Below are 23,630 nucleotides of genomic sequence, written 5' to 3' on the forward strand. Positions count from 1 at the left end.
CAACCCTCCTCAGGCGCTCCGAAGCATCCGGGCAGGGGGAACCGCGGCGGTACGGCGCTTGAGTTCTCGCATCGTTTCGACCGAAGCGGGCTGCTGAAACAGATCGATGTGTTCCTTGAGCGTAGTGGGTGGCCATTCCCACCACCGGAGCTCCAGAAGCAGCGCAACGACCTCCTCTGGGAACCGCATGCGGATTCGCCGGGCCGGCACCCCCGCGACGACCTCGTAGTCGTCCACGTCGCGGGTGACGACGGCTCCGGCCGCGACAATCGCACCATGACCGATGCGTACTCCCGCCCGCACGGTCGCGCCCGCACCGATCCACACATCCGCTCCGATCGAGGTGGCCGGAACGTCTGGCCAGGGCGCGTCGCAGAAACCGAACTCGTGGTTCACAGGAAAGACGTGAGTGGTGGGGAGCTCGGGCCAGTGCGGCAACACACCGACAGTGGTCTTCTCGGCGATTCCGGCGAACGGGCCGACATCCACCTTGTACAACGATGTGAACCTGCCGATCAGCGAGTATGCTCCGATCGAGCAGCCACGGACCAGGGCATGATCGAGGATCAGTGCGTTCCGCTCGACGACACTCGATTCCACGATAACCTGGTTCATACTCACAGTGGCGCCCTGCCTCCGGTGCCGCAGAATCGCGGCAAGGTTCTTGAGCGCGAAAGGTCGCGGCCACATGTTGACGGTCCTCGGCATTACCGACATTGTCACACCGAACCTCCTTGAGTTTTCCCGTTTCCCCACGTCAAAGCCACCCCGCCCCAGGTCATGCCACCGCCGAACGCGACCAGCAGCACCCTGGAGCCGTCGTGCAGGAGATCAGAGCACACAGCGTCGTCGAGTGTCACCGGGACGGATGCGGCTCCGGTGTTTCCATACCGTTCGACAGTGCGATGCATAACGCCCGCAACCACTCCTAGTTCCCGTTCCCACTCAGCGAGCATCACTCCGTTGGCTTGGTGAGGAACGATGAGATCCAGGTTCTGCAGATCCGTGCCATCGGCTGCGACAAGCTCTTTCACCACATTCGGAAAGACTTCGTTCGCCAGCCGTCGCACATCGCCACCTCTCATCGCGAAGTAATGCTCGCCTGCGGCGATCGACGAAGGGCTGGGGGGCCGCCGACTTCCCCCTGCCGGAATTTGCACGTAATCAGCGTGGCGGCCGTCTGATCCAAGTGTCGCAACCGATATCCCGGTCGCGCCCTCCGTCTTCGACAGCACAACGGCACCCGCTCCGTCGCCGAACAGGACCGCCGTTCGGCGATCTTCGTAGTTCAGGATGCGGGAATAGGTGTCAGCGCCGATCACAAGCGCGGTCCGGGCCCTCGGATCCGCCAGCAGCATTCCTCGAGCCACGACGAGGCCATAGATGAAACCCGTGCACACCGCGTCCACGTCGAACGCGGCCGCCCGGTGGGCCGACAGTTTCGCCTGAACGAGGCATGCCGTGGCGGGCATCGGCTGATCAGGCGTCGATGTGGCCAGCACAATGATGTCGACTTCTCCCGCAGGAACCTCAGCGGACTCCAGTGCCCTCTGGGCGGCGACGGTCGCCAGATCGGAGGTCGCCTCGTCAGCAGCGGCGACCCGGCGCTCCCGGATTGCCGTCTTTTGCATTATCCAGTCGGGTTGGACACCGAGTCGGTCTCCCAACTCGTCGTTACTCAGGACGATACCCGGCAAATACGAGCCGGTTCCAATGATTCCAACTCCCATACTATTCGCGTCCTCCGCGCATTCTTAGCTATCCCTGAACGTCGGATAGATGACTCAGAAGCACCCGGTTCCGAGAGGACGGGGTCATTGCGCGCAAGACGTCTTTGGCCAGCGAAGCCGCTTCCCCCACCGGCGGGCTTCCACATGGACTCTACGTCCTGGATGACCTCCAAGTCGTCCTACTTGACGCCGAACTTCGAGTAGGCCTCGCGACGGAATGGCAGGCAAGATGAGTTCGCCACATCGCAACTCAGAGGAGCTGCGCCGAGGCACCCGGGCAGGCCCTGTACTACCCTCGCCCGAGCGACACCACGGGGCAAGAAGCTGCGGGGCAGGGGTATGCGACCTCGACGGTGTCCACGATCGTCAAGTTGATGACCATGATGCTGGCCGACGCCCCGGACGAGCGGCTCATCCCGGTCAACCCCAGTCAGCCCCGGCGGTGAGGGCGGCGGCGGACTGCAACGCCCCAACGCCCACCTCGACGACGGTGAGATCGTCGTCGACCCGCAAATCGGTGCGCTGCACTAAATCAACGGACAGCTGGAACTCGGGCCGCCCAAGACGGCGTGTTCCGCCCGCACCATCTCGCTGCCGCCGTTCCTCATTCCGCTACTGCGGGACTACCTCGACAGTCATGACCATCCGCATGCCGAGCACCAGCTGTTGCGGCGGTCGAACTTCTCGCGCAGGGGCGATGCGGCCCGCCGCGGACGGGAATCTCCAGCGGGTGCGGCCCGAGGTGCGAGTGCAGCCAATCCTGCCCGGGCTGCGCTTCCCCGACCTCCGGCACAGCCACAGACCTGGAGATCGCCGACGGCATCCCCGAGGTCGCGCAGTCGCGGCGACTGGGGCACCGGATTCCCGACGAGATCAGCGATATCTACTCCCATGTCGCCGCCGAAGTCGAGGCTCGCCTGCTGGACAACCGCGAAGCACACCCAGCCGTCCAGCGCGCGTGTCAGCTGTGCGCAACGGCACCCGAACCGGGTTTCGCGCGGGTCGAGGCTCGTTCACGTCAGTTGGCGATGGAGCAACCGAGGAGGAGCGATTAGGCGACCCCATTCGCCGCCAGAAGCGTGATCCACTCCTGACTCGCTCCTCCACGCCCCTGTTGATCTTGAAATCGACGAGGCCGGCACCACTCATGCCGCGCCGCACGCGCTCGCGCCCCATAACGCTGATGCCCAGGACGATCTATGCGGGGAACAGCGCGTAGCAGCCGTTGAGCGGAGCACCAGGTCCGTGCCAGGGAGAAGTCGTGGGCCAAGCCGGAGCTACGCTGGGCGGCGTCGCGGAGGACGTACCGCGGCGTGACCAGCGAGGGGCTCCGGTCGAGCCTGCTGGGCTCGAGGGTGTGCGTGGTCGGAACACCACTCAAGCCGGCCCGGCCGCGGTCCCAGGCGGGCGCGCCCGAGGCGCGGTATCCGTTCGGTGAGGCAGCTCCTGGCCGGCCGCCTCGTCCGGGTCCAGAACGACCAGTACGTGCCGGACCTCGCCACCCGGTGGACGGCCTCGCCGGACGCCGAAATCTGGACGTTCACCCTGCGCGATGGGCTGACCTTCTGCGACGGCTTGCCACCAGGGCGTGTTTCAACGGGTTGACCGGTGGTGTTGCGGCTCCGGGGTTTCGGCCTGTCGTTGATCAAATTGGTGAGGTCTCCGGTGGATCGATCAACGTCCAAGCCGATCGTGAACACCGGAGACCTGGAGCCGCTGTTGGCCGTCGGCCAGAAGCCAGGCCGCCCACCGGATGGACCGAACGGCAACTCCTCGACGGGGGTTCGCCGGCGCGTCCGTACTGACTCGTCCTGGCGTGATGCCCCGCCCGGCTACGGCTGGCGTCGCTGACGTGTTCGCCCCACTCGGTTTCGGGGTCCTCGGCCGATCCCTCCCACATCGCGATGTGCGTCGTGAAATGCTCCGGCGCGGCACCGTGCTAGTGCTCCCCCGGCGGCGTGTACACCGCGCCGCCCGGGCGCATGACGGGCTTCTGGGCCGCGGGCGGGATCGGCAGTGGTCAGGCCGGGGCGAGAGGGTGCCGCTCGCCGGGCTGAACCCCGTCCAGAATTCCGAGCCGCCCTGCACAAGAGAACGGGCGGGAAAAGCGGTTCGACGCCCGCAGGTGCGACACGGAATCGCGGAACCGCCGCGGGATACGAAATCGAGAGAAAACGCCGAGCATGGTTCGGGGCAAGCGTCCGCAAACAGCACTACGTCCACGGCGAATGTCCAAGTCGGACACTGCCGGACACCTTCGGATCATACCGGGTGTCCAGTGCCGGGAAAACGCCGGAAATCAGCTCGACAGGTGTAGTTCGCACCCAGGCTGCGATATCATCTCCCACTATGGCGGATGCTCGCCGCGACAGCGTCTGCTCCATCGGTGATCGTCGTCATCGGGTGGTGGTGCCGCCGTGATCTGGGAAGTGCTCGTCCTCGGTTTTGTGCTCAGTCTCGACAATTTCCGGGTTTCGATCGCGCTCGGCACCGTCCCGTTCGGTCTGAAGCGCGCGGTGCAGGTGGCGCTGGTCTTCGGGCTCTGGGACACGGTCATGCCCCTGCTGGGGCTGTTGATCGGGCAGCGGATCGGGGACGCGTTCGGGGTCGTTGCCAACGTAGTGGGCGCCGCCGCCCTCGGCGGGTACGGTCTCTACCTCCTCGTCTCCGCCCTGCGCCATCCCGAGCCGGACGAACTGGACCATCCGTGGGCGCTGTTCGGCATCCCGCTGACGCTGAGCCTGGACAACCTGTTCGCCGGGGGGAGCCTGGGGATCCTCGGTCTCTCACCGTGGTTCTCGGCCGCGGTGTTCGGCGTCATGACGGCGGTGCTGTCGCTGGTCGGGCTCCAGCTCGGGCGGGCCGCGGCGCGCCTCATCCGCATCCGCTCGGACCTGCTGAGCGGGCTCGCCCTGATCGTCGCCGCCGCGACGCTGCCGGTGCTGTTCGGCGGCTAACGCTCAACCCGGCGAACCCGGTGCGGGCGCGGGATCAGCGACCGATCGCCGCCGGGCGAGGCGGCGTTGGCGGCCTCCACCGCCCGGGCGACCAGGTGATGGTCGGGCGAGAGGTGGCACACCGGGTCGGTGCGGGCGGCGTCTCCGGTGAGCAGGAAGGCCTGGCAGCGGCAGCCACCGAAATCCAGCTCCCGCCGGGCGCAGCTCCGGCACGGCTCCGGCATCCAGTCCGTCCCGCGGAACGCGGACATCACCGGCGACCCGGCCCAGATCCGCTCCAGCGACTCCTCCCGCACACTGGCCCGCGGCAACGGCAGGGACTGCGCGGCCGGGCAGGGCAGAACGTCGCCGTTCGGGGTCACGGTCAGCTGCCGGGACGCCCAGCCACCCATGCAGGGCTTCGGGTAGCGGCTGTAGTAGTCGGGCAGGACGTAGATGACGTCCATCCTGTCGCGCAACCGCTCGCGGGCCGCCCGCACGACGACCTCCGCCGCCGCGAGCTGGGCCCGGCTCGGCAGCAGCGCGTCCCGGTTCCGCCAGGCCCAGCCGTAGTACTGGGTGTTGGCCAGCTCCACCCGGTCGGCGCCCACCTCCTCGGCCAGGCCGAGCACTCCGGCGACGCGGTCGATGTTGTGCCGGTGCAGCACCACGTTCACGGTCAGCGGCCAGCCCAGCTCCTTCACCACGCCCATCGCCTCGATCTTCCGCCGGAAGGACGGGGTTCCGGCGATCCGGTCGGACACGGCCGGCTCGTCGGCCTGGACACTGATCTGCACGTGGTCCAGACCGGCGGCCCGCAGCTGCTCGGCCCTCGGCCGCGAGAGCCCGAAGGCGCTGGTCACCAGATTGGTGTAGAGGCCGAGGCCGTGGGCGTGCGCCACGAGGTCCACCAGATCGCGTCGCAGCAACGGTTCCCCGCCCGACAGATGGCACTGCAGAACACCCAGATCCCTGGCCTCGGCCAGCACCCGCCGCCACTCGTCGGTGGTCAGCTCGCCGGAGTAGCCGGCCAGGTTCACCGGGTTGGAGCAGTACGGGCAAGCCAGCGGGCAGCGGTAGGTCAGCTCGGCGAGCAACCCGAAGGGACTATCCATCGCCGGCCTCCACCCAGCGCCGGGCGACGAGCCGCGTCAGGAACCGCCGCACCTCGTCGCCGGGGACGCTCCGGTAGCGTGCGCCCAGCTCGGCGACGATCTCGGCCACCGTGTGCCTGCCGTCGCACAGCCCGAGGATGTCCGCGCCGCTGCCGTTGAGCACCACCACCGTCTCGGGGAGCAGCAGGATCGGACGCTGCCTGGTCCGGCAGAAGGACAACCGGACGTGGCGGGCCAGCCTCGGCCGGTCTACTGTGGACAGATCGGGTCGGGTCGACGGGTGCATGACGCTCACTCCGGATAGGCCTGGTCGATGGCGTCCATCAGGCTCCACAGGACATCGCACTTGAACGACAACGCATCGACGGCACGCGTCCGGGATTCCGGTGACCGGCAGTACGCGGTGACCACCTCGAGAGCGTGCTCGCAGTCGCGGGGGGCCTCCTCCAGACGGGCCCGGAAATAGGCGAGGCCCGCCGGCTCGATCCAGGAGTACCACCGCTCGAACGCGGCCAGCCGCTCCGCCATCAGGTCCGGTGCGAACAGCTCGGTGAGCGAGGAGGCCACCGCCTCCACCCACGGGCGGGCCCGGGCGAAATCCACGTAGGCGTCGACCGCGAACCGCACGCCGGGGACCAGGTGCCGGTGGTCCTGGACCTCTTCGCGGGCCAGGCCGGCGGCCTCGGCGAGGCGCAGCCACGCCTCGACGCCGCCCTCCCCGGGGCGCCGGCCGTCGTGGTTGACGATCCGCCGGATCCAGCGCCGCCGGACCTCGATGTCGGGGCAGTTGGCGAGGATCGCCGCGTCCTTGCGCGGGATGTTCTCCTGGTAGTAGAAGCGGTTGGCCACCCAGCCCTGGATCTGCCTGCGGCTCAGGCGGCCGGCGTTCATCCGGACGTGGAACGGGTGCCGGTCGTGGTAGCGCCGCGAATGGGCCTGCAACGCCTCGACGAAGCCGTCGGCATCGGTTCTCGTCGTCCCGCTCGTCGCCGTCACGGCCTACACCTCCACCTCGAGGCCGTCCCGGGCCACTTCCATGCCGCTGCCCTCCACGACGCGCCGCTCGGGCGAGTCCTCCAGCAGGATCGGATTGGTGTTGTTCAGGTGCACGAAGATCGTCCGCTCCACACCGAGTGCGGGGAGCAGCGCCAGGCTGCCGTCGGGCCCGTCGATCGGCAGGTGCCCCATCTCCCGGGACGTCTTGCCGGCCAGCCCGAGCCGCACCAGCTCGTCGTCACGCCAGCACGTCCCGTCGATCAGCAGGCACTGGCAGCCCTGCATTTCCGCGGCGAGCTCCGGCGTGAGCGCCTGCACTCCCGGCAGGTACACCAGCGTGCCCCCGCTGCGCTCGTCGGTCAGGCGGTAGCCCACGACGCGGCCGTGGTCCTCGCCCGGCCCGAACCGGCTCCGCTTGGTGGTGGGCACGTCGAACGCCCGGCAGGACAGCCCGCCGTCCAGGGACATGCCCACGCCGGGGACCACCGCCCGCCACTGCACCGGGCAGTAGCGCTCGAGTGCCGGCAACAGCCCCGAGCCGTCCCGCAATGTCTTGTGCACCGCGGGCGTGGCGTACAACGAAAGGCCCGCGCGGGCTTCGCGCAACATCAGCAGGCCGAGCGTGTGGTCCAGCTCGGCATCGGTGAGCAACACCGCCTCGAGCGGCGTCGTCCGGTCCTCGCGCGGGTGCAGTGCGGGGAACGCCTCGATCTGTGTTCGCACATCGGGTGAGGCGTTGATCAGGAACCAGCGCCGGTGGTCGGCGCTGACCGCGACCGACGACTGGGTCCGCGCGGGGCCGGCCCCGGAGCGCACCGCGGTGCACACCGGGCACCCGCAGTTCCACTGCGGGGAGCCGCCCCCCGCAGCCGAGCCCAGCACCCGCAGCAACACCACGCCCTCCGTCTCCTCGCCGGCCGGGCCGCCGGAGGGCGCCGGACCCGCGGTCCAGCGCCACTCCGCGTCCCGTCAGTCCTCCATCTGCGCGACGTACATGGTCACTTCGGGCGCGACTCCGATCTCCTCGAACTCGGGCGTCTCCCACACAACGAGCTCGGACTCCATGGATCCACCTCCTCTCCGCCACACTCCGGCAGCTGTCCCACGGCGCTACGACGTCTCCGGGAGAGCGAACACGATCAGCGCGCTTCCGTGACCGGCGCCGAGCATGCCGGGGAGGAATCCCTCCGACCAGGCGCCCCATCCGACCGGCACGGCGACGTACTGCCTGCCATCGACCATGTAGGTCGTCGGGTTGCTGTGGTGACCGCTCCCGCACTGGAACTGCCACAGCAGCTCCCCCGTGCGGGCGTCGAGGGCGTTGAACTCCCCGGAGGGTTCACCGGCGAACACCAGATCGCCACCGGTCACCAGCACCGAGGCGCACATCGGGAGTTCGTTGCGCCAGCGCCACTTCTCCTCGCCGTTGGCGTCGAACGCGCTGATGCTGCCCGTCATGTCCTCGATGTCCACCTGAACACCGGCGCCCCAATAGGGAATGCTCTCCTTGAACTCCCGGCGCCGCCGGGTCGCGGTGGCACCGACGTCCTGCACCGGGACGTAGAACAGCTCGGTCCTGGGGCTGTAGGCCGCATGGGTCCATTCCTTGGCGCCGGCGGGCCCCGGGTAGAAGTGGACCGGCACCCCCTCCTCGTCGGGGTACACCTTGGCCGTCACCTTGCCGTCCCGCGTGATCGCCCCCCACGTGATCCGGTCCACGAAGGGAGTGACCTGGACCAGCGCGCCGTCGGTGCGATCCAGGACGAAGAAGTAGCCGTTCTTGTCGAAGTGACCGAGCAGCTTGCGCCCCTCCGACTCGAACAGGATGCATTCACCGATGCTGTCGTAGTCCCACACGTCGTGCGGGGTGCACTGGTGGTGCCAGCGGATCTGTCCGGAGTCGACGTCGACGGCGATGATGCTGTCGGTGTAGAGGTTGTCGCCCTCGCGCACGCCTCCGTCGAAGTCGGGCGCCGGGTTGCCCGTGCCCACGTACAGCAGGTTGGTCTCCGGGTCGAAGGTGCTGGTGATCCAGCAGTTCGCGCCGCCACGCGCCCACGCCTCGCCGTCCGCGGGCCAGGTGTCGGAGCCGGGCTCCCCGGGCTTCGGAACCGTGTAGCAGCGCCACTGGTGCTCGCCGGTCTCGAGGTCGAACGCGTCCAGGTGGCCGCGCACGCCGAACTCCCCGCCGGAGCTGCCGACGATGACCTTGTTCTTCACGACCAGCGGCGCGACCGTGGCGCTCTCGCCGGCCCGCACGTCACCGTAGGTCTGGTCCCAGACCCGTTTGCCTGTGGTGGCGTCGAGCGCGAGCACATGCGCGTTCGCCGTTACGAAGAACACCTTCCCGGCCGCGACGGCGACCCCGCGGTTGACGTTCCCGCAGCACAGCGACACGTCGAACGGGACCGCGTGCTTGTACCGCCAGATCTCGACACCCGTCTTCGCGTCGAGCGCCCAGACCCAGCCGTCCCAGCCGGCGAGGAACATGACCCCGTCGACGACGATCGGGGCGGCCTCGAACGAGTAGGTCGACGCGCCCGCGATGAGGCCGGTCGTACCGGCCTGGAACACCCACGCGGGACCGAGCCGCTTGACGTTCTCGGTGTTGATCTGGTCCAGCGGGCTGTACCGCTGGCCGTTGTAGGCGCCGTAGTAGGTGAGCCAGTTCTGGGGCTCGGACCGGGCGTTCAGGATGCGCTCGTACCCGACGTCGCGGACCACCGGCGGCGCGACCTCTCCGCCGGCGACCTTGCCGCTCAGCCTTCCCTGGTCGATGGCCTCGCCCGCGTCCACGTACTCGACCGTCATCGTGTCTCCTCCAATCTAGGGCCGCGGCTGGTCGGGACGGTCGAGGCGAGCCTCCGGCGGAACGTCTCCCAGCACGACGATGGCGCCGGTCAGTCCCCGGCCCTCGTCGTTGCCCGTGGGCGAGCTGAACCAGTAGTAGCCAGGGCCGTCGAGGTTGAGTGTCGCTTTTCCTTTCGAATGGTTCACCAGCCAGATGAATTTCCGGTCGCCGTTGCTCGGCAGCAGCGCGCAATGCGTGTTCAGGTCGTCGTTGACGAGTTCGAGTTCGATATCACCGCCGTGCGGCATGACGAGAATGGAGGGGTCCCAGCTGATCTCGTCGGGCCGGATCCGGATCGTCGCCTCCATCCGGCCGTCCGCCCGCTCCGTCGCCTTCCCGATGCTCCCGGTCCCCAGCACCTGACCCAGTGCCGCTTTGTTCTGCGCGTCCAACCCGAGCTCGTTCAGCAGGTCGACCCGTTCCTGAGTGGTCGTCACCGGGCTTCACCTCCTCATCCAGAATCGCAAATCATTAGCACAAGAAGCACGCAGCCCGACCTGGCGATTACTATTCACGAATTGCGAATCACCAACCGGGAAAAACCCTACGCGGCGGGAATCGCACCGACAAGGGCACGCGCGAAGTCGGGCGCACCACGCCGTTCGTCCGCCACCGGCTACCGCTCGTACCCGATTCGCCGCCGCCGGCGGGTTCAGGCGAGGTCGTACCGGTCGAGGTTCATGACCTTGTCCCACGCGGACACGAAGTCGCGCACGAACCTCTCCCCGGCGTCGTCGCTCGCGTAGATCTCGGCGAGAGCCCGCAACTCGGCGTTCGAGCCGAACACGAGGTCGACGCGGCTGCCGGTCCACCTGACCCCGCCCGTGGCGCAGTCGCGGCCCACGAACGTCTCCGCGCCCGGAACGGACCCGGCCGCCGCCGTCCACTCGATGCCCGGGTCGAGCAGGTTGACGAAGAAGTCGTTCGTCAGCGTCCCCGGGGCCGACGTGAACACGCCCAGCGGGGACTGCCCGGAGTTCGCGTCCAGCACGCGAAGGCCCCCCACCAGGGCGGTCATTTCGAGCGCGGTGAGGTTCAGCAGCTTCGCCCGGTCGACGAGCAGGTGCTCCGACGGCCGCCGGCTGCCCTTCCCACGGTAGTTGCGGAACCCGTCGGCGGCCGGTTCGAGCGCCGCGAAGGATTCCACGTCGGTCCACTCCTGCGAGGCGTCCATCCGCCCCGGGGTGAAGGGGACCTCGACGTCGAAGCCGGCGGCCCTGGCGGCCTGCTCGACCGCGGCGCATCCGCCGAGCACGATGAGATCGGCCAGCGAGATCCGCTTGCCTCCGGTTTCGGTGCTGTCGAAGGACTCCTGGATCTTCTCGTACGTGCGCAGCACCTGCGCGAGCGTGTCCGGGTCGTTGACCTGCCAGCCGCGCTGCGGCTCGAGGCGGATGCGCGCCCCGTTGGCCCCGCCACGCTTGTCGCTGACGCGGAACGTCGAGGCCGACGCCCACGCGGTGGACACCAGCCGTGACACCGGCAGCCCGGAGCCGAGAATCGTTGCCTTGAGGGCGGCGACGTCGTCGGCGTCGACCAGTTCGTGGTCCACGACGGGGATCGGGTCCTGCCACAGCAGCCGCTCCCGCGGCACCAGCGGGCCGAGGTAGCGCTGGATCGGGCCCATGTCCAGGTGCGTCAGCTTGAACCAGACCCGGGCGAAGGCGTCCGCCAGCTGGTCCGGGTTGTCGAGGAAGCGCCGCGAAATCCGCTCGTAGACCGGGTCGAACCGCAGCGCGAGGTCCGTCGTCAGAACCGTCGGGGCGTGCCGTTTCGACGGGTCGTGGGCATCCGGCACGGTGCCGGCCCCGCCGCCGTCCCCCGGAATCCACTGCCACAGACCGGCGGGGCTGAGCACCAGGTCCCACTCGTAGCCGAACAGCGTCTCGAAGAAGCTGTTGTCCCATCTCGTCGGCGTGGGTGTCCACGTGCCCTCGAGCCCGCTGGTGATGGTGTCGGCGCCCTTTCCGGTGCCGTAGCTGCTCTTCCACCCCAGGCCCTGCTCCTCGATCGGCGCGCCCTCGGGTTCGGGGCCGAGGTGGCGTTCCGGGTCGGCGGCCCCGTGGGTCTTGCCGAACGTGTGCCCTCCCGCGATCAGCGCGACGGTCTCCTCGTCGTTCATCCCCATGCGCCGGAACGTCTCGCGGATGTCCCGCGCCGAGGTGAGCGGGTCCGGGACGGTGTTCGGACCCTCCGGGTTGACGTAGATGAGGCCCATCTGGTCGGCCGCCAGGGGGCGTTCCAGCTCCCGGACCCCGCGGTGGCGTCCATCGCCGAGCCAGACGGGCTCGGGACCCCAGTCGACGTCCTCGTCGGGCGCCCACACGTCCGCACGGCCGCCGGCGAAGCCGAAGGTCGTGAAGCCCATCGTCTCCAGGGCGCGGTTGCCCGCGAAGATCATCAGGTCGGCCCAGGACACCTTGCGGCCGTACTTCTGCTTCACCGGCCACAGCAGCCGGCGCGCCTTGTCGAGGTTCCGGTTGTCCGGCCAGCTGTTCACCGGCGCGAAGCGCTGCAAGCCGGCCGCCGGGCCGCCCCGCCCGTCGTCGATCCGGTACGTCCCCGCGGCGTGCCACACCATCCGGATCACGAGCGGGCCGTAATGGCCGAAATCGGCGGGCCACCACTCCTGCGAGGTCGTCAGCACCGCGTCGACGTCCCGCGCCAGGGCGTCGAGGTCGAGCGTCCGGAACTCCGCGGCGTAGTCGAAGTCCTCGGCCACGGAGTGGTTTCGCCGCAGGCCCGTCAGGTCGAGCCGCTCCGGCCACCAGTCGCGCAGGCGCGCGCCCGTGGCCCGGTTGGTGCGCGGCTCGGACGGGACGGAGAGGCCGAGGCCGCCGCCGGCAGTCGCGGGGGCGGCGGGGGCGTCCGCGCTCTCAGCCATGGGAATCCTTTCCGGGTACGGAGCTCAGATGTCCAGCGCGCGGCGGACGGCCGGCACGTTCCGCCGGGAAACCGGCACCATCGTGTTCCCCCCGTCGTCCATGACCAGGGACAGCTCACCCTTGACGCCCCGCTCGACCTCGCGGACGCGGCTGAGGTTGACCACGTACCGGCGGTGCACCCGGAGGAAACCGGCGTCGGCCAGCTCCCCGTCGAACTTGTCCAGGCCCGCGGACGCGGCACGCAACCGCCCCTGGTCGGTGGACAGCCACACGTCGTTGCCTTCCGACTCGGCGAAGGACACCTCCGGCAGCCGCAACAGCACCATCCGGTTGTCGCGCGTCGCGACCACGCGGCGCGGCCGCGGTCGAGGCTGCGCGGCGCCGTCCGCCCGGGGCACCGGCGCCCCGTCGGCATCGCCGAAGGAGACCAGGTTCCCGATCAGGTGACCGGAGGTGAAGACAGGCCGGATGGTGATCGAGGTCGGCTCGTCGGCGAGGCGGGTGAAGATCTGCGTCGAGCCGACCCAGCCGGGATTGCGGGCCGCCTGCTTGCTGGCGTACCGCACGGCCCCGATCAGTTCCGGCAGCCCGGGCCGCCACCGCAGCGTGGGGTCGACCGCCGGAGTGGCGGCCGGGACGCCCATGAGCACGCCTGCCGTCTCGTCGGCGATCACCACCTTGCCGGCGTTGTCCAGCGCCGCGAGGCCCGCGGTCGAGCGGGCCCTGGCCTGGCTGAACGCCGCGACCAGTTCCGCGCCGCTGTCCCGGGCCCGCCTGGTCAGCATGCGCTGGGTCCTGGTGACCGCGTTCGCCAGCCAGCTTCCCGCGGAGGCGGGCAGCTGGCTGCGCCAGCAGGAGATGTTCAGCACCGCGATCGGTTCCCTGGTCACCACGTCCCGCACCGCGACGCCCTCGCAGAACCAGTCGTGGAACGCCTGGCACCAGTGCTCCGCACCCCGGATCAGCACCGGGCCGTGCGCCTCGAGCGCCGTGCCCATGCCGTTGGTGCCGGCCGCGCACTCGGACCAGCAGAACCAGGGCGCCAGGTTGGCGTCGGTGGCCCGGGCGAGCGTGGCCTGGTCGCCCCACTCCGCGAGGATCCGGCCGGTCGCGTCGGTGACGGTGACGACGCCACCGAGGTTGCCCACTTCATGTGCCACGGAGGCGGCGCGAAAACCCAGCTCCGCGAACACCACATCATGCTCGGGCGCGGGGTCGGGCTTCGCGACAGCCACCGGGACCTCCCTGAGGTGGGGGTCGACCCGGTACTGGTCCCGGCAGCGATACCAGGAGATCGCCACCACGGGCCGGACACCGGGAACCTGATCCTCACCCCGCACGAACCGTTCCCACGCCGCGAGCACGGTGCCGCCGCCCGGGTTCCCAGCCACGGGCTCGTGCCGATGCGCATCCCTCATCGTGGAGAACCGCCCTTGGTCCCTCCCAACGCCCGGCGGCGTGCGCGCCGTCCCACGGCTCGTCCCGGCCGCGCACCGCGTCGTGCGTCCTCCGCTTCACCACTCGTGTCAGGGCCGGTACCGGACCGGCACAGCCCAGGGTAGGCCCAAATTCCGGCAGAGCTACCCCCGATTTCGGCGTCGGTCAGCCAGAACGTGAGCAACTCGCGAATCGTCATACCCATGCCGCCCGGCTCCTGCACACCAAGCCGGGTGCGTGGTCCGCGGACGCCGGGTGGTCCGGGCCTTCGGCGGGGGCGGCGGCATAGAGGAGCACGATCATGGCGTCCATTCCGGCCCCGCAGACGGCGAGCGCCAACCCGGCCACGTACGGGTTCGAGGCGGAGGCGAGGCCCAGGATGGCCAGTCCTTCGACCGCGGCCGTGCCGGTCAGTGCGGTGCCGGTGCCGAGCCTCCGGCCTAGCCGGGAGGCGATGCCCGCGCCGAGCAGGCCGCCGGTGGCCTCCGCGGTGCGCAGCAGGCCGAAGCCGTAGCGGAACCGCCCGCCCGAGCGCGAGCAGCACCGCACGCGCCGCGTCCACGACCCCCTCGTCCGCCGGCGGTCCCAGCGGTCCAGCAGCGCACCGCCGGTCCGACAGCACGATCGACCGCGCGGCAAGGGGTTTCTCGGCTGTCCGGTTGTGCGCTGCCGGTCGCGCTACTCCGTGCCGTCCCCCGGTAGCCGCTCCGGCAGTCCCAGCCGCGGGAACTGGTCGTCGTGGAAGGTGATGATCTCCGTGATCGCTCCGGCGCTGATACGCAGGACGTCGATCGTCAGCGGCAGGTACGCGCCCTCCTTCTCCCGCCAGTGGTAGAAGGCGACGGCGGGCTGCCGGTTCACCGACGTGCCGACGGCACGCAGGTGCTCCATGTCCGCGAAGCCGTCCTCGACCCAGCTGTTCACCACCGTGTCGCGGCCGACGTAGACGCCCGGAGTGGGGGGCATCGAGGACCGGACGTCGTCGCGCAGCAGCGCGGCGAGCTTGTCGATGTCGGTGGCCACGCTGGCCTCGGTGTAGCGGCGCACCAGCTCGCGCGTCCCGGCGTCCTGGTCGCCGCCGGTCCAGTCCTGCCGATCGGCGGGCAGGTGCTCCCGCATGCCGGCGCGGGCCCGCTGCAGCGCGCTGTTCACCGAGTTGACGGAGTCCCCGAGCAGCTCCGCGACATTCTTGGCCGACCAGCCGAGCACGTCCCGCAGGATCAGCACGGCCCGCGGCCGCGGCGCGAGGTGCTGGACCGCGATCAGATACGCCAGCTCGATCGTCTCCCGCGCGACGGCGACGGTCTCCGGCTCGTCCGCGCCGCCGGCGGGCAGCTCGTCAAGCAGCCGGTCCGGGTAGGGCTGCAGCCACGGCACCTCGCCGCCTGCCGCGGGCTCCGGGCGGCACTTGGCGAGCAGGTCCAGGCAGGCGTTGGTGGCGATCCGGTACAGCCAGGCCCGGAACGTCGACCGCCCCTCGAAGGTCTCCCGCCGCCGCCACGCGCGGAGGAACGTCTCCTGCACGGTGTCCTCGGCGGCCTCGAACGAGCCGAGCATCCGGTAGCAGTGCACGTGCAGCTCCCGGCGGTGCCGCTCCGCCAGCCCCGAGAACGCCGCGTCGTCGACCTCGCCCATCCCGGTCACGCCCAGCTCCGTCCGCGTGTCCGCACCCATGACGTCATCCTTCCGCCTCGTGGTCTCCCGTTGCAGGTGTGACGGCCGCGGGCCGGAAAACTCATCACCAGGTGCGAAAGCCTCTTCTGCGCGAGCGGGCGCGGTGGCAGCGTGGAGGGTCTTCCGCAACCGCCGGCCGTGGAGGAACCGATGACTCTGGACCCCACCTTTTACCGCAGCCCCGCGGATGCGATCGCCGCACCCGCCGAACGCCTGGCCTACATCGTCGCGTTCGACCGCAGTGCCCAGCGGCCGGACGCACTCACCGTGCTCGACACCGACCCCGGATCACCTGCCTACGGCACGATCGTGGGCTGGGCCGACCTGCCCACACGGGGCGACGAGCTGCATCACTTCGGGTGGAACGCCTGCAGCAGCGCGTACGCGCACGCCGGACACGACACCGGCGGACTTTCCCGGCGCTACCTGCTGCTGCCCGGGCTGCGTTCGTCCAACGTGCATGTCTACGACACCCAACCTGACCCGCGGCATCCGAGGCTGGTGCGCACCGTGGCGGCCGACGAGCTCGCGGCGAAGGCCGGCTACTCCCGGCCACACACCCTGCACTGCGGGCCGGACGGGGTGTACCTGTCCTGCCTGGGCGGGGCCGGGGAGGACGGCCCCGGCGGGATAGCGCTGCTCGACCATGACACGTTCGACGTCGTGCGCGCGTGGGAGACCGAGCGCGGACCCCAGTACCTGGCCTACGACGCGTGGTGGCACCTGAACCAGAACACGCTGGTCACGAGCGAGTGGGGCACCCCGTCGATGATCGAGGACGGGCTCAACCCGGAACTGCTGCTCGGCGGCGAGTACGGCCACGCGCTGCACTTCTGGGACCTCGATCAAGGCCGCCACCTGCAGCGCGTCGAGCTCGGCGGGCAGTACCAGATGGTGCTGGAGCTGCGGCCGTCGCACGACCCCGAGGCGACCTGGGGGTTCGTCGGAGTCGTGGTGAGCACGGAGGATCTGTCGGCCTCGGTGTGGCGCTGGCACCGCGACGGCGGCACCTGGCAGGCCGACAAGGTGATCACAGTTCCCGCCGAACCGGCCGATCCCGCGACCCTTCCGCCCGCGCTGCAACCGTTCGGGGCGGTGCCGCCTCTCATCAGCGACATCGACCTGTCCGTGGACGACCGGTTCCTGTACGTGTCCTGCTGGGGAACCGGTGAGCTGAAGCAGTTCGACGTGACAGATCCGGCCCACCCGCGCGAGACCGGGTCCGTACGCCTCGGCGGGATCACCGGACGGGTCCCGCACCCCGCGGCTCCTGGTGAGCCCCTGTCCGGTGGACCGCAGATGGTGGAGGTGAGCCGGGACGGGTCGCGGATCTACGTCACGAACTCGCTGTACGGCTCCTGGGACGACCAGTTCTACCCCGACGGAGTCGGGGCGTGGCTCGCGAAGTTCGACACCGACCCGGACGCCGGGGGCGGCCTGACGATCGACACCCGGGTCTTCCCGCACGGCGACGACTTCCGGGGGCTGCGGGCGCACCAGGTGCGCCTCCAAGGCGGCGACGCGTCCTCGGACTCGTACTGCTACCGCTGAAACGTGCGCGGCTCAGTAGCTGAACGTGGTGGCCGGCTCGTCGCCGATCGCCTGCCCAGGAACGCGACGGTGACCTTCTCCGGATCTTCCAGTCCGGCGCTCAGGCTGATGACCGATTTGCTGGGCGTGGCCCCTCGTCAGAATCGGATGAGGGGACCGTAGGCGCGGGAAAAGGCCGTGTCGTCGGGTGTTCTCCCGACAGATCGAGCGTGCCGAGCAGCCCGTTGCGCAACGCGAACAGGGTCGCCGTGGCCCGGGAGGACGTGCCGGTCTTGGCGTGGATCCGCTCGATGTGGGTGCCCGCCGACTTGCGGGAGATCCCCAGGCGCGCGGCCACGTCGCCGGTGCACCTCGCGCGGCGTCAGGCCCGCGGGCCCGGGCCGGGGGGCCTGACGCCCTTCCACGCCCGCCGCGGTCAGCACAGCGTGGGCGGCGTCGGTGTCGAGACGCCCGGCCCGGACCTCGCCGTGCAGCGCGCCGGCAGCCGCCTTCGCGGTCAGGGCGGGACGGTGGGAACGCGGTTCGAGCATGGCCCGGTACGCACAGGGACCGATACCGCCGTGACCACCTCCTTCACCGCCGCTGTGGGGGACGTTCTCGACTGCGGCCACCCGCTCATCCCTGAGATCCCACCGAGATCGATGCCGGCCGCGCAATCGACCTGACCACCGGCGCCACGAGCTGCTGAGCGCACGCTACGACGACGCGACGCAACTCATGCGAGACGCCGGTGTGCCGGCGGAGGTGCACGTGCTGATCCTGGACGGGCTGGAGAACCTGACCCTGGGCGCGGCGCTCACCCAGGCCGTCAAGCCGGCCGACATCCGGAACCGGATCTCTCCGCACGTGGACGCCGAGGAGGAGCCCGCCCTGGCGAGCGCGGTGAAGGCCAACGAGTGGCGGACCGGCGAAAAGCTGTTCGCCGAGTCGATCCGCTCGTTCCTCCGGGGCGCCGTCCAGCGCTGAGCTGCGGCAGGGCGGCGCAACCGGCAGCACGGCCGCCCGCCGAACGACGCCGGAACCGCCTCAGCGCAGGTCGAGCACGAGTTTGCCGGTGGCCGTCCGGTCCGCCAGCGCGCCGAGCGCGTCTGCGGCCTCTGCCATCGGGTACACGGTCGGCTCGGCAGCGGTGAGCGTGCCGTGCTCGAGCAGCGGGTACAGCTCGTCCCACTGCCGCCGCAGGGAGGCGGGCTCCTGGCGGAGCATCTCGCCCCAGCCCGCACCCAGCACGGAGGTGTTGTTCAGCAGCAGGCGGTTCACCTTGACCGTCGGGATCGAACCGCCTCTGAAGCCGAGCACCACGAGGCGCCCCTCGGGCGCGAGGCTGCGCAGGCTGTCGGTGAACCGGTCACCGCCCACCGGGTCGAGCACGATGTCGACCCCGCGCCCGCCGGTCCACCGGCGCACCTCGTCCAGCCAGCCGTCCACGAGCACGACGTGGTCGGCACCGGCCGCGGCGGCCACCTCGGCCTTCCGCGCGTCGCTCACGACCGCGACGCTCCGCAGGTCCCATGCCCGGCACAGGTGCAGCGCGGCGATGCCGACACCGCCCGCAGCGCCGTGCACCAGGACCGTCTCGCCCGCCTCGGCCTTCGCGCGGCGCCGCAGCGCGAAGTGCCCGGTCAGGTAGTTCACCGGCAGCCCGGCGGCGGCCGCCGGCGACACGGTGTCCGGCAACGGCAGCACCCGCGCCGGGTCGACGGCCGCGACCTGCTGCCAGGTGCCTTCGAACGACAGCACCGCGACCCGCTGGCCCGCCCGCAGACCGCTGCCTGGCGGGGCGGCGCGGACGACGCCCGCGCCCTCCGCCCCGGGCACGAACGGCAGTGGCCGTCTCACCTGGTAGAGCCCCTGCGTCTGCAGCAGGTCGGGGAACGACACACCGGCCGCGACGAGATCCACCACCACGCCACCGGCTTGCGGCTCCGGCAAATCCACCAGCCGCAAGCCCTCCGGCCCGGTGAGTTCCGTGAGCTGAAGCGCGCGCACGGTCAGCGCGGGGCCATGCGGATGGCGCCGTCGAGCCGGATGGTCTCGCCGTTGAGCATCGGGTTCTCCACGATGTGCCGGGCCAGCGCCGCGAACTCGGTCGGATCGCCCAGCCGCGACGGGTGCGGGACCTGCGCGCCCAGCGACGCGATCGCCTCCTCCGGCAGGGTCGCGAACAGCGGCGTGTGGAACAGGCCGGGCGCGATCGTCACCACCCGGATCTGCAGGCTCGCCAGATCCCGCGCGATCGGCAACGTCATCCCGACAATGCCGCCCTTGGACGCCGAATACGCCGCCTGCCCGATCTGCCCGTCAAAGGCGGCCACGGACGCGGTGTTGACGATGACACCGCGCTCCTCACCCACCGGCTCGGCCTTGGCGATCCGTTCCGCGGCCAGCCGGATCACGTTGAACGTGCCCACCAGGTTGACGTTGATGACCTTGACGAACCCGTCCAGCGGGAAGGGCCCCTGCTTGCCCACCGTCTTGTGCGCGTTGCCGATGCCCGCGCAGTTCACCGCGATCCGCAGCGTGCCCAGCGCCTCCGCCGCGTCCAGCGCCGCGGACACCTGAGCCTCGTCGGTCACGTCGGCCGCGGCGAACACCACCCCGTCGCCCAACTCCTTGGCCACCGCCTCACCCTGCGACGAGGGCAGATCCACGATGACGACCTTCGCGCCCTTGCCGTGCAGCTCCCTGACCGTCGCCAGCCCGAGCCCCGACGCGCCACCGGTCACCAGCGCGACCGCGTTGCCGACCTCCATGTCACAACACCCCTTTCAGTTCAGCACGCCGGCCAGCCGGCCGGCGATGAGCTCGCGCGCCTCGGTGACGATGCGCTGGATCAGCTCGGCGACGGTGGGCACGTCGTTGATGATGCCCTGCACCATGCCCGCCGACCAGATACCCAGTTCGAGGTCGCCGTCTTCGAAGACCTTGCGGCCGCGGGCGCCGGCGACCAGGTCGCGCACGTCTTCGAACTTCCCGCCCCGGTCCAGGATGCCGACCACCTCGCGGGAGACGGAGTTGCTCGCCACGCGGGCGGTGTTGCGCAGCGGGCGGAAGATCAGCTCGGTGTCCCGCTCGGTGGCGGCGACCAGTCGCTGCTTGACGTTGTCGTGCACCGGGGCTTCGGCGGTGGCGAGGAAGCGGGTGCCCATGTTGATGCCGTCCGCGCCCAGCGCCAGCGCCGCCACCAGACCACGCGCGTCACCGAACCCGCCCGAGGCGATCATCGGGATGGTGATCTTCTCCGCGGCGGCCGGGATCAGCACCAGGCCGGGGATGTCGTCCTCACCCGGGTGCCCGGCGCACTCGAACCCGTCGATCGAGATGCCGTCCACGCCCAGCTCCTGGGCCTTCACCGCGTGGCGGACGCTGGTGCACTTGTGCAGCACCTTGACCCCGCCCGCGCGGAAGGCCGGCAGGTGCTCGGCCGGGTTGAAGCCCGCGGTCTCCACCACCGGCACCCCGGACTCCACGATCACGTCGCGGTACTCGGCGTACGGCGGCGGGTTGATCGAAGGCAGAATGGTCAAGTTGACGCCGAACGGCTTGTCGGTCATCTCCCGGCAGCGCGCGATCTCCTTCGCCAGATCCTCGGGAGTCGGCTGGGTGAGCGCGGTGAGGAACCCGAGCCCGCCCGCATTCGCGACGGCCGAGGTCAGCTCCGCGCGGCCCACCCACTGCATCCCACCCTGCACGATCGGGTACTCCACTCCGAAGACGTCGCAGAACCGCGTGCGCACCATTGCAGAAGTCCTCCTGATCACGAGTCCAGGAGAACCATAGCTCCCTGAACGAGCGCTACGTAAACCCCGTGAGCCACATCTCGTCTCCAGGAAACGCTTGACAGCACGGACGTCTCTTCCGATCGTCGAGGAGTCCCGGCGCGCACTCGCGCCGACCATCCACAGGAGACTCATCATGACCAGTGCTGTCATCGTCGACGCGGTCCGCACCGCATCCGGGAAGGGCAAGCCCGGCGGCCAGTTGTCCGGACTCCACCCGGCCGAACTTCTCTCCCAGGTGCTGCGGCAGCTGGTGGAGCGCACCGGAATCGACCCCGGCCTGATCGACGACGTCATCGGCGGCTGCGTGAGCCAAGCCGGTGAGCAGGCGATCAACATCACCCGCAGCGCCGTGCTCGGCGCCGGATTCCCCGAGCACGTACCGGCCACGACCATCGACCGCCAATGCGGTTCCAGTCAGCAGGCCGCGCACTTCGCCGCCCAAGGTGTGCTCTCCGGCGCCTACGACGTCGTGATCGCCTGTGGTGTCGAACTGATGAGCCGGGTGCCGATGGGCTTCGCCGCACAGGGCAAGAACCCGTTCGGCCCCGCCGTCGGCGCGCGTTACCCCGAGGGCCTGGTGAACCAGGGCGTGTCGGCCGAGCTGATCGCCGCGCGGTGGAAGCTCGACCGGGCCACTTTGGACGAGTACTCGGCGCGCTCCCACGCCCGGGCGGCCGCCACCGCGTCCGCGGGCGGGTTCGACCGCGAGATCGTCCCGGTCGTCTCAGGTAACACGAAGATCAGCACCGACGAGACGGTCCGCCCGCAGACCACCGTGGAGGGTCTTGCCGGACTCGACCCGTCCTTCGCCGACGAACGCCTTTCCCAGCGTTTCCCGGAAATCGACTGGAAGATCACGCCGGGCAACTCTTCGCCGCTCACCGACGGCGCGTCGGCGGTGCTGATCATGAGCGAGGAGAAGGCGAACGCCCTCGGCCTCCAGCCCACGGCGCGGTTCCACACGTTCGCGGTGACGGGAAGCGATCCCCTGCTCATGCTCACCGGCGTCGTCCCGGCCACGCGTAAGGCGCTGGACCGCTCCGGACTCACGATCGAGGACATCGACGCGTACGAGGTGAACGAAGCGTTCGCACCGGTCCCACTGATGTGGCAGCAGGAGTTCGGCGCGGACCCCGAACGGCTGAATCCGCGCGGTGGCGCGATCGCACTCGGTCACGCACTGGGCGCCTCCGGCACACGACTGCTGACGACGCTGGTCAACCACCTCCAGGCCACCGGCGCCCGGTACGGGCTGCAGACGATGTGCGAGGGCGGCGGCATGGCCAACGCGACCATCGTCGAGCGCCTCTGACAGGCGTCACCAGGGCCGGACGCGCGCGCAGGTAAGCAGTTAATCTTTACAAAGTTAATGTGCTATCGTGCTCGCGACCGGCCGTCCGGACGTGACGCCGCCGGTCCTGCGCTCCCTGTCAACGAAGCCACGGAAGGACGCCGTAGTGCCACGTTCGGTCACCAAGAAACGCAGAGTCCTCACCGCCGTCGCCGGTGCCGCCCTGCTCGCGAGCTCCGCCGCCATCCCGGCGTCGGCGGCGGACGGCACGGTGGGCGGGGCGGGCCCCATCAAGGAGTACGCCCCGTTCCCCACGCCGGTCAGCTACCCGTGCGAGGTCATCGTCGACAACAACGGCAAGTTGTGGACGGACCAGTTCATCGGCAACCGCTACGGGCGGGTCGACCCCGAGACCGGCCAGGTCAGCGAAACACCCCTGCCGAACCTGGCCGGCCTGCCCGGCGGGCAGAACAAGGGGCCCGACGGCAGCATCTGGTTCGTCGAGGCGACCGGGAACGCCCTCGGTCGGCTCAACCCGGAAACCCTCCACATCGACACCTACCCCTTCCCCTGGGGCAACATCGGCCCGATCAACCTGCCCGCCACGCCCACCATCAACACCGGGCTGGGCGTTCCGTTCGACAACAGCTTCGGCAAGGACGGCAAGCTCTACTTCGCCCTGATCGGACTGAACATCTTCGGCAGCTACGACCCGGCCACTGGCCAGTGGGAGCGTTACGACATTCCCACGCCGCTGTCGGGGCCGATCGCGATGGAGAAGGGCCCGGCCAACACGATCGCCTTCACCGAGGCGATCGGCAACAAGATCGCCCTGTTCGACATCTACACCCACGAGTTCACCGAGTACACGATCCCGACCCCGGGCGCGTTCCCCGGTGGGCTCACCGTTTCGCCGGACGACAAGTACCTCTACTTCGGTGAAACGCTGACGAACAAGATCGGCCGCATCGAGTACGCCACAGGCAAGATCGAGGAGTTCGACCTGCTCGCCCTGCGCAAGGGGCTGCCCAGCAACCTGCTCACCGGCAACCCCCTGCCCAACCCCGGGCAGATGCGCTTCGGCAGCGACGGCAAGCTCTACATCATGCAGGGCACGTTCACCATGGGCAACCAGGTCGGCCAGTTCGACCCGAAGACCCTGGAGTACAACGAGCTCCGCACGCCGACGCCGTACTCCTCGCCCTGCGACCTGAACAACACGGTGCCTGGCAAGATCTTCTTCGCCGAGTTCACCGGCAACCGGATCGCCTACTTCGACATCCCGGTCACCGAGGACATCAGCAACACCTTCCCGGTGTTCGGCTGATCGTCGCGGACAACGAGACGGGGCCGGTCCTGAGTGGACCGGCCCCGTCTTCGTG

22 protein-coding genes are annotated in these 23,630 nt (G+C 69.8%); 6 read left to right on the forward strand and 16 right to left on the reverse strand.

The features are described from left to right. Positions 1–9: 9 nt before the first annotated feature. Positions 10–708, reverse strand: coding sequence for a CatB-related O-acetyltransferase (locus ACCP09_RS06525; RefSeq protein WP_433743961.1), 699 nt, complete (start codon positions 706–708; stop codon positions 10–12). A gap of 11 nt (positions 709–719) precedes the next feature. Beyond that, positions 720–1,730: a 3-oxoacyl-ACP synthase III family protein gene (locus ACCP09_RS06530; protein ID WP_433743963.1), complete on the reverse strand. Its 1,011-nt coding sequence runs from the start codon at positions 1,728–1,730 to the stop codon at positions 720–722. Positions 1,731–3,164: 1,434 nt separating this feature from the next. On the opposite strand from ACCP09_RS06530, the gene ACCP09_RS06535 reads away from it, so the two are divergent. Both ACCP09_RS06535 and ACCP09_RS06540 read left to right on the forward strand, forming a co-directional pair. Beyond that, positions 3,165–3,335, forward strand: coding sequence for an ABC transporter substrate-binding protein (locus ACCP09_RS06535; RefSeq protein ID WP_433743966.1), 171 nt, complete (start codon positions 3,165–3,167; stop codon positions 3,333–3,335). A gap of 824 nt (positions 3,336–4,159) precedes the next feature. Continuing rightward, positions 4,160–4,687, forward strand: a complete 528-nt coding sequence (locus ACCP09_RS06540) for a manganese efflux pump (RefSeq protein WP_208722561.1) — start codon at positions 4,160–4,162, stop codon at positions 4,685–4,687. Here ACCP09_RS06540 and pqqE read toward each other — a convergent pair. The 11 genes from pqqE to ACCP09_RS06595 all read right to left on the reverse strand — a co-directional run bounded on the left by pqqE (position 4,684) and on the right by ACCP09_RS06595 (position 15,624). Next, positions 4,684–5,781, reverse strand: coding sequence for a pyrroloquinoline quinone biosynthesis protein PqqE (pqqE, locus tag ACCP09_RS06545; RefSeq protein WP_378334904.1), 1,098 nt, complete (start codon positions 5,779–5,781; stop codon positions 4,684–4,686). The genes ACCP09_RS06540 and pqqE overlap by 4 nt on opposite strands. After that, complete coding sequence (gene pqqD, locus ACCP09_RS06550; RefSeq protein ID WP_037324349.1) at positions 5,774–6,067, reverse strand: pyrroloquinoline quinone biosynthesis peptide chaperone PqqD; 294 nt, start codon at positions 6,065–6,067, stop codon at positions 5,774–5,776. The genes pqqE and pqqD overlap by 8 nt, the downstream gene beginning before the upstream one ends. A gap of 5 nt (positions 6,068–6,072) precedes the next feature. Next, positions 6,073–6,777 (reverse strand): pyrroloquinoline-quinone synthase PqqC, encoded by a 705-nt coding sequence (pqqC, locus tag ACCP09_RS06555; protein WP_433743972.1) that lies wholly within the window; start codon positions 6,775–6,777, stop codon positions 6,073–6,075. A 3-nt stretch (positions 6,778–6,780) separates the two neighbouring features. After that, positions 6,781–7,674 carry a pyrroloquinoline quinone biosynthesis protein PqqB gene (pqqB, locus tag ACCP09_RS06560; RefSeq protein WP_433743975.1) on the reverse strand — a complete coding sequence of 298 codons (894 nt, stop codon included), beginning with the start codon at positions 7,672–7,674 and terminating at the stop codon, positions 6,781–6,783. Between the two features lie 72 nt (positions 7,675–7,746). After that, a complete protein-coding gene (gene pqqA / locus ACCP09_RS06565; RefSeq protein WP_027935205.1) occupies positions 7,747–7,842 on the reverse strand; it encodes a pyrroloquinoline quinone precursor peptide PqqA in 96 nt (31 codons plus the stop codon). A gap of 45 nt (positions 7,843–7,887) precedes the next feature. After that, positions 7,888–9,588, reverse strand: coding sequence for a PQQ-dependent dehydrogenase, methanol/ethanol family (locus ACCP09_RS06570; protein ID WP_433743979.1), 1,701 nt, complete (start codon positions 9,586–9,588; stop codon positions 7,888–7,890). A 15-nt stretch (positions 9,589–9,603) separates the two neighbouring features. Further along, positions 9,604–10,065, reverse strand: coding sequence for an MSMEG_3727 family PQQ-associated protein (locus ACCP09_RS06575; RefSeq protein ID WP_123685634.1), 462 nt, complete (start codon positions 10,063–10,065; stop codon positions 9,604–9,606). A gap of 215 nt (positions 10,066–10,280) precedes the next feature. Continuing rightward, positions 10,281–12,512 carry a catalase/peroxidase HPI gene (gene katG, locus ACCP09_RS06580; protein WP_433743983.1) on the reverse strand — a complete coding sequence of 744 codons (2,232 nt, stop codon included), beginning with the start codon at positions 12,510–12,512 and terminating at the stop codon, positions 10,281–10,283. A 24-nt stretch (positions 12,513–12,536) separates the two neighbouring features. Continuing rightward, a complete protein-coding gene (locus ACCP09_RS06585) occupies positions 12,537–13,748 on the reverse strand; it encodes a DNA-binding protein (RefSeq protein WP_231960788.1) in 1,212 nt (403 codons plus the stop codon). Between the two features lie 397 nt (positions 13,749–14,145). Further along, positions 14,146–14,499, reverse strand: a complete 354-nt coding sequence (locus tag ACCP09_RS06590) for a hypothetical protein (RefSeq protein WP_433743987.1) — start codon at positions 14,497–14,499, stop codon at positions 14,146–14,148. Positions 14,500–14,628: 129 nt separating this feature from the next. Beyond that, positions 14,629–15,624, reverse strand: coding sequence for an RNA polymerase subunit sigma-70 (locus ACCP09_RS06595; RefSeq protein ID WP_433743990.1), 996 nt, complete (start codon positions 15,622–15,624; stop codon positions 14,629–14,631). Between the two features lie 150 nt (positions 15,625–15,774). On the opposite strand from ACCP09_RS06595, the gene ACCP09_RS06600 reads away from it, so the two are divergent. Together ACCP09_RS06600 and ACCP09_RS06605 are read left to right on the forward strand one after the other, a co-directional pair. Beyond that, positions 15,775–17,175: a selenium-binding protein SBP56-related protein gene (locus ACCP09_RS06600; RefSeq protein ID WP_433743993.1), complete on the forward strand. Its 1,401-nt coding sequence runs from the start codon at positions 15,775–15,777 to the stop codon at positions 17,173–17,175. Between the two features lie 717 nt (positions 17,176–17,892). Then, on the forward strand, positions 17,893–18,141 hold the full coding sequence (locus tag ACCP09_RS06605) for a hypothetical protein (protein ID WP_433743996.1): 249 nt from the start codon (positions 17,893–17,895) through the stop codon (positions 18,139–18,141). A 60-nt stretch (positions 18,142–18,201) separates the two neighbouring features. Here the strand turns inward: ACCP09_RS06605 and ACCP09_RS06610 are convergent, their stop codons facing one another. The 3 genes from ACCP09_RS06610 to ACCP09_RS06620 are packed head-to-tail and all read right to left on the reverse strand — an operon-like array spanning position 18,202 to position 20,915. Then, the gene (locus tag ACCP09_RS06610; protein ID WP_433743999.1) at positions 18,202–19,113 is read right to left on the reverse strand and encodes an NADPH:quinone oxidoreductase family protein; all 912 of its coding nucleotides are present in this window, start codon (positions 19,111–19,113) and stop codon (positions 18,202–18,204) included. A 53-nt stretch (positions 19,114–19,166) separates the two neighbouring features. After that, positions 19,167–19,928, reverse strand: a complete 762-nt coding sequence (locus ACCP09_RS06615) for a 3-hydroxyacyl-CoA dehydrogenase (RefSeq protein ID WP_027930542.1) — start codon at positions 19,926–19,928, stop codon at positions 19,167–19,169. Positions 19,929–19,943: 15 nt separating this feature from the next. Then, positions 19,944–20,915 (reverse strand): NAD(P)H-dependent flavin oxidoreductase, encoded by a 972-nt coding sequence (locus tag ACCP09_RS06620; protein ID WP_433744003.1) that lies wholly within the window; start codon positions 20,913–20,915, stop codon positions 19,944–19,946. Positions 20,916–21,090: 175 nt separating this feature from the next. Between ACCP09_RS06620 and ACCP09_RS06625 the strand changes: the two genes are divergently transcribed. Together ACCP09_RS06625 and ACCP09_RS06630 are read left to right on the forward strand one after the other, a co-directional pair. Continuing rightward, a complete protein-coding gene (locus ACCP09_RS06625; protein ID WP_433744006.1) occupies positions 21,091–22,269 on the forward strand; it encodes a thiolase family protein in 1,179 nt (392 codons plus the stop codon). Between the two features lie 145 nt (positions 22,270–22,414). Next, the gene (locus ACCP09_RS06630) at positions 22,415–23,575 is read left to right on the forward strand and encodes a Vgb family protein (protein ID WP_433744009.1); all 1,161 of its coding nucleotides are present in this window, start codon (positions 22,415–22,417) and stop codon (positions 23,573–23,575) included. Positions 23,576–23,630 lie beyond the last annotated feature (55 nt).

This window comes from Amycolatopsis sp. 3B14 (genome assembly GCF_050958625.1).
GTDB classification, from domain to species: Bacteria; Actinomycetota; Actinomycetes; order Mycobacteriales; family Pseudonocardiaceae; genus Amycolatopsis_E; species Amycolatopsis_E thermoflava.

What these genes read in the sequence shown, in the direction of transcription:
- ACCP09_RS06525 (WP_433743961.1), bottom strand. Translation starts at nt 708, where the DNA reads ATGCCGAGGACCGTCAACATGTGGCCGCGACCTTTCGCGCTCAAGAAC.
- ACCP09_RS06530 (WP_433743963.1), bottom strand. Translation starts at nt 1,730, where the DNA reads ATGGGAGTTGGAATCATTGGAACCGGCTCGTATTTGCCGGGTATCGTC.
- pqqE (WP_378334904.1), bottom strand. Translation starts at nt 5,781, where the DNA reads ATGGATAGTCCCTTCGGGTTGCTCGCCGAGCTGACCTACCGCTGCCCG.
- pqqD (WP_037324349.1), bottom strand. Translation starts at nt 6,067, where the DNA reads ATGCACCCGTCGACCCGACCCGATCTGTCCACAGTAGACCGGCCGAGG.
- pqqA (WP_027935205.1), bottom strand. Translation starts at nt 7,842, where the DNA reads ATGGAGTCCGAGCTCGTTGTGTGGGAGACGCCCGAGTTCGAGGAGATC.
- ACCP09_RS06570 (WP_433743979.1), bottom strand. Translation starts at nt 9,588, where the DNA reads ATGACGGTCGAGTACGTGGACGCGGGCGAGGCCATCGACCAGGGAAGG.
- katG (WP_433743983.1), bottom strand. Translation starts at nt 12,512, where the DNA reads ATGGCTGAGAGCGCGGACGCCCCCGCCGCCCCCGCGACTGCCGGCGGC.
- ACCP09_RS06595 (WP_433743990.1), bottom strand. Translation starts at nt 15,624, where the DNA reads ATGGGTGCGGACACGCGGACGGAGCTGGGCGTGACCGGGATGGGCGAG.
- ACCP09_RS06600 (WP_433743993.1), top strand. Translation starts at nt 15,775, where the DNA reads ATGACTCTGGACCCCACCTTTTACCGCAGCCCCGCGGATGCGATCGCC.
- ACCP09_RS06605 (WP_433743996.1), top strand. Translation starts at nt 17,893, where the DNA reads ATGCGAGACGCCGGTGTGCCGGCGGAGGTGCACGTGCTGATCCTGGAC.
- ACCP09_RS06615 (WP_027930542.1), bottom strand. Translation starts at nt 19,928, where the DNA reads ATGGAGGTCGGCAACGCGGTCGCGCTGGTGACCGGTGGCGCGTCGGGG.
- ACCP09_RS06620 (WP_433744003.1), bottom strand. Translation starts at nt 20,915, where the DNA reads ATGGTGCGCACGCGGTTCTGCGACGTCTTCGGAGTGGAGTACCCGATC.
- ACCP09_RS06625 (WP_433744006.1), top strand. Translation starts at nt 21,091, where the DNA reads ATGACCAGTGCTGTCATCGTCGACGCGGTCCGCACCGCATCCGGGAAG.